Below are 5,975 nucleotides of genomic sequence, written 5' to 3' on the forward strand. Positions count from 1 at the left end.
AGCTTAACGCATGTGAGATTGCTTATAATAATATGGTTTATAGGGGGGGGTTGATTTAGTATGTTTTAATTTTAAGTATTTTCAAAAAACAAAAATTGAAGAAATACTTGTGTTTAAAGATAGTGTGTTTAATAAAAATAATTTTCATAACAATATTTTTTCTGACAATTCATTTTGGAATGTTTGGAATAAATGTTTTAGAAAAAGTATTTATTGTAATTCTGTACTAGATATAAAACACAAGCTATTAATGGCCGAAGATGCTCTAGTGTTTTTTATGTATTTACAAAATACCAAAAATATTATTTCTATTAAAGAGTGTTTATATAAATATTACAATAACTACAGCTCTATAATGAATAATATTGGCAAAATAAATGAAAGTATTAAATCTGAGCGATATGTGATTGATAAAATTTGTAGTATTAATACAGATATAAAAATTAGTCAAATTCTTATTTATAGATTAAATATAGCTTTATTGTATAAAAAATATTTATTATATTGCCATAAATACTATAAATTAAAATGGTTTTTTAGATTTATTTTAAGCATAAATAAAAAATATCAAAGATTGAAATTAAAGTATAATTATTATTAATAATTTTTATATTAAAAAAGTAGAAGATTATGACCTTAAAGCTTATAAAGAAGCTTTAAAATTAGATATTAGAGAATGAATGTATTTTAATTGTATTTTTAAAATTATCAAATAAATTGCAGGTTTGTATTAATAAACTTAAAGTATTCTAAAGAAAAGGTAAAAATATGAAAAATATAAAATCAGCAATTTATACAAACGAACTAAATATAATAAATATTGAAGCAATGATGTCAAAGGGCTTACCTGCCTTTAATATCGTAGGATTAGCAAGCACTAGTATCAAAGAAAGTGTAGATAGGATAAAATCAGCTTTTGCTAATCTTGATGATTTTACAATGCCTTGCAAAAAAATCGTAATAAATCTAAGCCCATCAGATATTCCTAAAAATGGTAGTTATTTTGATTTAGCAATTGCACTTTTAGTATATTTTTATGAAAAAGATTTAGATAATGATTATTATGTATTCGGAGAGCTTGGGTTAAATGGGGATATTAAAAGCACTTCGGGGCTTTTTTCTATTTTATTGTTTTTAGCTAGATTTAAGCCAAATTCTAAGGTCTTAGTGCCTAAAGACTTAGCAAATGAAGTTAGTTTGATTTATAATTTGCAGTGTTATGCTGTCGGGAATTTACTTGAAGCTTTTGAGTTTTTTACTAGCGAAGATAAAGAAAAATTCAGAATAAACTATAATGAAAATATTTTTAATTCTTTAATCAAAATCAATAATAAAAGCTATATAAAAAATACAAATTACCCACTAGATTTTATAGACATTAGGGGGCAAGAACAAGCAAAATTAGCTTGTAAAATAGCAGCTTTAGGAATGCACAATATTATGCTAGAAGGCTCACCTGGAAGCGGTAAGAGTATGTGTGCTAAAAGGCTAGTTTATATAATGCCACCACTTAGCGTTGATGAGATTTTAGAAAATAATGCTTATAGGAGTTTAAATGGTGAGAAGCTTGATTTTTCATCTATTAGAAGTTTTAGAAGTCCGCATAGAAGCTCAACTATTAGCTCAATTTTAGGTGGTGGGACTAAAAATGCTAGGATAGGCGAAATTGCTTTGGCAAATAATGGGGTTTTGTTTTTTGATGAATTTACTTATTTTAATAAGCAAATTATAGAAAGCCTAAGAGAGCCTTTAGAAGATAATTTAATCAATATTTCAAGGGTTAATTCAAAAATATCTTATAAAACTAAATTCTTATTCATATCAGCCTTAAATCCTTGCCCTTGTGGAAATCTCTTTAAAAAAGAGCAAAATTGCAAATGCCTTGAGCGTGATATTATAAGGTATAAAAGCAAGATTTCAGAGCCGATTTATGATAGAATTGATTTATATGTGGCGGTTGATGAGGTTGATATGAACGCAAAAGCAAGTGTTAGTAGCAAGGATTTAGCTGATGAGATTTTAAAGGCTTTTATCTTTCAAAAAGAGATAAGAAAGCAAGATGAATTTAATGGTAAATTAAGCGATGAAGATATTAAAAAATACTGCATTTTAGAAGATAGTGCAAGAGATATTTTTAACAAAGCTATTAATAATTATCATTTAAGTGCTAGGGCTGCTAATAAGGTTTTAAAGGTTGCTAGGTCTTTGGCTGATTTTGAAGAGAGATTAAAAATAAACGAAAAAGATATAAAAATAGCTTTATCTTTTAGATATAGAGCAAAACATTAGATTTTGATTTTAAATTCTTTAGTTTTAAAGAATTTAAAATTAGTAGTTAAAGTTAAATCAATAATCTAACAATTGATTATCACATACAATACTTTTCATACCTTTTAAAGCAGAGAATAAAACAATTTTTCTTTTTGTTATATAAATTATATTTTTCTAAATCAAGATTTTCTTTAGATATAACTTCATTAAAATCTCTTTCAAGTTCTTGAATTAATTTTTAGCTTTTTGTATTGCTGATACTAAGTTTTGATAAGAGTAATTTGTTTTATCTTTTTTTATTAATTCATAATAAGCGTCCAATAAGTCATAACAAGCTTTGAAATTATTTATTATTTCGTGCTTTTTGGCAAATTTTGTCCCATATTTTTTAGTGTTTTTAGCTCCTTATTTTGCTTAAAAAATTTTTGTGATTATAAAATAATAAAGAATTAAATTCCTTAAAAATTGGTTTTAATAATTTTATTTTTAAGCTTTTATTAAGAGTGGGGGGGGGGTATTATTATATTTTTAAAATTATTTTAGGAGATATTATGAAAAAATTAGTTTTTTCGTTAATTTGTGTAAATGCTTTTGCAAGCAATTTTGTTGGTTTGGATATTTATGGAACTAGTTTGGTTGAAGAAAATGGAGTTAGTTTAGAAGATAATTTTGTTGGTAGAGCTGATTTGTACGCAAATAGATTTTACACAAATGAAGAAAATCATTTTGTATATGATATTAGATTTACTCATGCTGAAATTAATAGTGATTTTGTAAATTCATATAATGTTAAAGGTAAAATCAAAGATAGCTTTAATAGTTTTTCAGCACTTGGTGGTTATGGAATTTTAGTTGGTAATGATATGTCTTTATTGTTGTTAGGTGGTCTAGGTTATGCTAGTAGAAGTTTTGAAACTAAGTTTTATAATATTGATACAAATGATATTAATGTTAGTGCAAATTCAATGTTTTTAAAGACTGGTGTTGCTGCTAGAAAGCAATTTGAGAATAATTTTACAATGAGTTGCGGTGTGTATCTTAAATATTATTTTGACACTATAAAAGAAAAAGATTTGAATGCAGAATTTGATATATCTTTAGGCTATACATTTGCGAATAATATTTATGCAGGAGTAAGATTTGGTTATGTTAATGATATTAGCAAAGGCGGTAGCATAGGACTTGCATTAAGCTATAAATTTTAAAATTTACTCAAGCCTTTAAAGGTTTGAGTAAAAATATTTTAATAATCAATTAGCTCTACATAAACTTGCTCTTTATCATCTGTGTAATAAGTTTTATATTTTATTGTAGTTTCGTTTTCTCCACCATTCACAACTATGCCTTTTATCTTACCATCTGTTATTTTACTGCTTAATTTATTTGGCATAGTTGGATAAACAAATTTCAAATCAGCATTACAATATCTTGCTCTATCATCTTCGTTTTTTAGTGTTACAAAGCTAGAAAAATCCATCTTAACATTACTGCTTACATATTTTATTATTTGATTCAATAAATCAATTACGGGTTTATAAGCATTTGCTGCGTAGCTTTCAGCAAAATTACCATTATATGAATAATCATAATCTTTAAACTCTCGCACTTTAATTATCGTATTTTCTACTTCATCTTGAAATGCTTTAATAACGCCATATTTAAATATTACTTCAGGAGCATTTTCTCTTATAAGCTCTTCTAGGGCTTTAAGTGCTGCTTCATCATTGCATTTTGGTGTATTATCAAAAAAAGAAAAATTAAAAGCACTTAAATATGTGCTTAAAAATAAACTAATTATTATTTTTTTTCATTGTTACTCCTATTATCTTCAAATATTTTTGTAATAGCTTGAGAGATATTTTCATTATTTGGGTTATTGTCTAATATAAATAATTTTAAAAACTCAACGCCAAAATGCGATGGGAAAATAAAATAACAATCATTGTGAAAATTATCCTTAGGAAAATGATTTGTCCTTATGCCTATTGATAATTCACCCTTATTTGTCTGTGCTTCTCCGACTACTACTTCAAAATATTTATCTTTATAAATTAGTTTGAAAGGATAGTTTTTACTATCAATAAAAGGCTTTTTAATTTCGTTGTTTAAATTATTCATTTATTCATCCTTATTTTAAATATTTTTTATTATCAACTTCTTCGTATTCATTATACTCATCTTCATCATAGTATTCTTCATCATACTCTTCTTCTTCAACCATATTATTAGGATCATAAATAAATACTCTATATTCAATAATGTTGTACATAATAGTTAGTAAGATTGTTGATTTTATAAGACTATCTTTACTATAATCCCTACATCTTTTATGGTATTCATAAGTAGTTTCATCATCAGACCTTCTAGGTTTACAAAAGAATGAATGTATATAGAATAAGGTAACTATACCTAATATTATTTTAGTAATAAATGATACTGTAATTCGAAATATACCATTGTTGGTTCTAATTGAACATAATAGGTTGTAAAATAGACTTAGCATTAATGCAAATAAACAAGATATTATAGGAAAGATTCCTATTTTATTATCCAAATGTAATAATGCTAATAATATTAAAATAAATATTATTATGTAATTTAATAAACTGCACATAGCATCACAATAATCTCTATATACTGTAATATTAGTTTTATGAAATAATTTACAAATTACAGTTACTAATGTTGTTATTAATGCTGCTACTAAACATCCAAATATAAATTCAGGTAAATATTCAAATACTATTGAATTTTTAGGTTCATTATGATTATAATTAGGCACTTCTTGAGTAGTTTTATAATCATTGTTGTAATTATTAGTAGGTGTTATATTGGGCATTTGCGTAGTAACTATATTGTCATTATTTAGTTTAATATTCTTATCAATAACACTTGCTAATTCTAACCCTGATTCATTATTGAATAATTCATAATTATATTGCGAATTTTTAGGTATTAGTTTTATAATTTTAACATTACTATTAATAGTAATATCTTGCAAATTACTATTTAAATTAAAATCGCTTATATTGTCACAAGTGACTGCTAAAGTATCTTTAGGATAACTATTGATGCAGCTTAAAAGTTCAGATTGCAATTGATTATTCATTGGTATTCCTTTATTGAAATTTAAAAATGAGAGAATGTTCTTTCATTAAAAATACAAAGTATCTTAATTTGCATTTCTTGCCTTTACTAAGTCTATGATATTATTAACCTTTTCTAGGTTTTTATTTCTTAAAAATACACCTATGCTAAATAAATCTATAAACCAAAATGCACAAACTAATAAATAAAATATAAAAGTAATTTGTGGATCAAATCTAATTAAAAGCGTTGCAATATAACTTATTTGATAAATTATAAGAATTAATAATTTTATAATACCTATTTTAAAATGCCCTACCTTAAATCTTGAAACACCGAAAGATCCTAATACGAAATTGTGCAACCAAAAACATACACTAGGACTATCAAGCTCGTCTTTTTCAAGTATTGTAGCAACTTCTTTAAGCTCGGTTTCGCTTAAACTTTCTAGTTTTTTTAATAATTCTTCATTACTCATAATTGGTTTTGAGTAATTTTGATTTGCTGTAAGAGCTTTTTTAAATCCACCTATTTTCTTAGGCAACTTGTCTTGAATTTGAGAGAATAAAATCGTCGCATTCATTTTTAATCCTTTTAAAATAAAATAAAAACGAGAT

At 25.1% G+C, this 5,975-nt stretch carries 7 protein-coding genes; 3 read left to right on the forward strand and 4 right to left on the reverse strand.

Features of this window, described 5'->3' with window-relative positions:
• Window positions 1-250: 250 nt before the first annotated feature.
• The 3 genes from AVBRAN12654_RS09040 to AVBRAN12654_RS09050 all read left to right on the forward strand — a co-directional run bounded on the left by AVBRAN12654_RS09040 (window position 251) and on the right by AVBRAN12654_RS09050 (window position 3,476).
• Window positions 251-601, forward strand: coding sequence for a hypothetical protein (locus AVBRAN12654_RS09040; protein WP_336614341.1), 351 nt, complete (start codon window positions 251-253; stop codon window positions 599-601).
• A 167-nt stretch (window positions 602-768) separates the two neighbouring features.
• Window positions 769-2,289, forward strand: a complete 1,521-nt coding sequence (locus tag AVBRAN12654_RS09045) for a YifB family Mg chelatase-like AAA ATPase (protein ID WP_214149829.1) — start codon at window positions 769-771, stop codon at window positions 2,287-2,289.
• Between the two features lie 533 nt (window positions 2,290-2,822).
• Entirely contained in the window at window positions 2,823-3,476 is a 654-nt protein-coding gene (locus AVBRAN12654_RS09050; RefSeq protein WP_336614342.1) for a hypothetical protein, read from the forward strand.
• A gap of 38 nt (window positions 3,477-3,514) precedes the next feature.
• Here the strand turns inward: AVBRAN12654_RS09050 and AVBRAN12654_RS09055 are convergent, their stop codons facing one another.
• The 4 genes from AVBRAN12654_RS09055 to AVBRAN12654_RS09070 all read right to left on the reverse strand — a co-directional run bounded on the left by AVBRAN12654_RS09055 (window position 3,515) and on the right by AVBRAN12654_RS09070 (window position 5,941).
• On the reverse strand, window positions 3,515-3,877 hold the full coding sequence (locus AVBRAN12654_RS09055) for a hypothetical protein (protein ID WP_336614343.1): 363 nt from the start codon (window positions 3,875-3,877) through the stop codon (window positions 3,515-3,517).
• Between the two features lie 191 nt (window positions 3,878-4,068).
• Window positions 4,069-4,389 (reverse strand): hypothetical protein, encoded by a 321-nt coding sequence (locus AVBRAN12654_RS09060; protein WP_336614344.1) that lies wholly within the window; start codon window positions 4,387-4,389, stop codon window positions 4,069-4,071.
• Window positions 4,390-4,399: 10 nt separating this feature from the next.
• On the reverse strand, window positions 4,400-5,380 hold the full coding sequence (locus tag AVBRAN12654_RS09065; RefSeq protein ID WP_336614345.1) for a hypothetical protein: 981 nt from the start codon (window positions 5,378-5,380) through the stop codon (window positions 4,400-4,402).
• Between the two features lie 63 nt (window positions 5,381-5,443).
• Entirely contained in the window at window positions 5,444-5,941 is a 498-nt protein-coding gene (locus tag AVBRAN12654_RS09070; protein ID WP_336614346.1) for a hypothetical protein, read from the reverse strand.
• Window positions 5,942-5,975: the final 34 nt, after the last annotated feature.

Origin of the sequence: Campylobacter sp. RM12654 (assembly GCF_020137585.1) — a bacterium.
Taxonomy (GTDB): Bacteria; Campylobacterota; Campylobacteria; order Campylobacterales; family Campylobacteraceae; genus Campylobacter_E.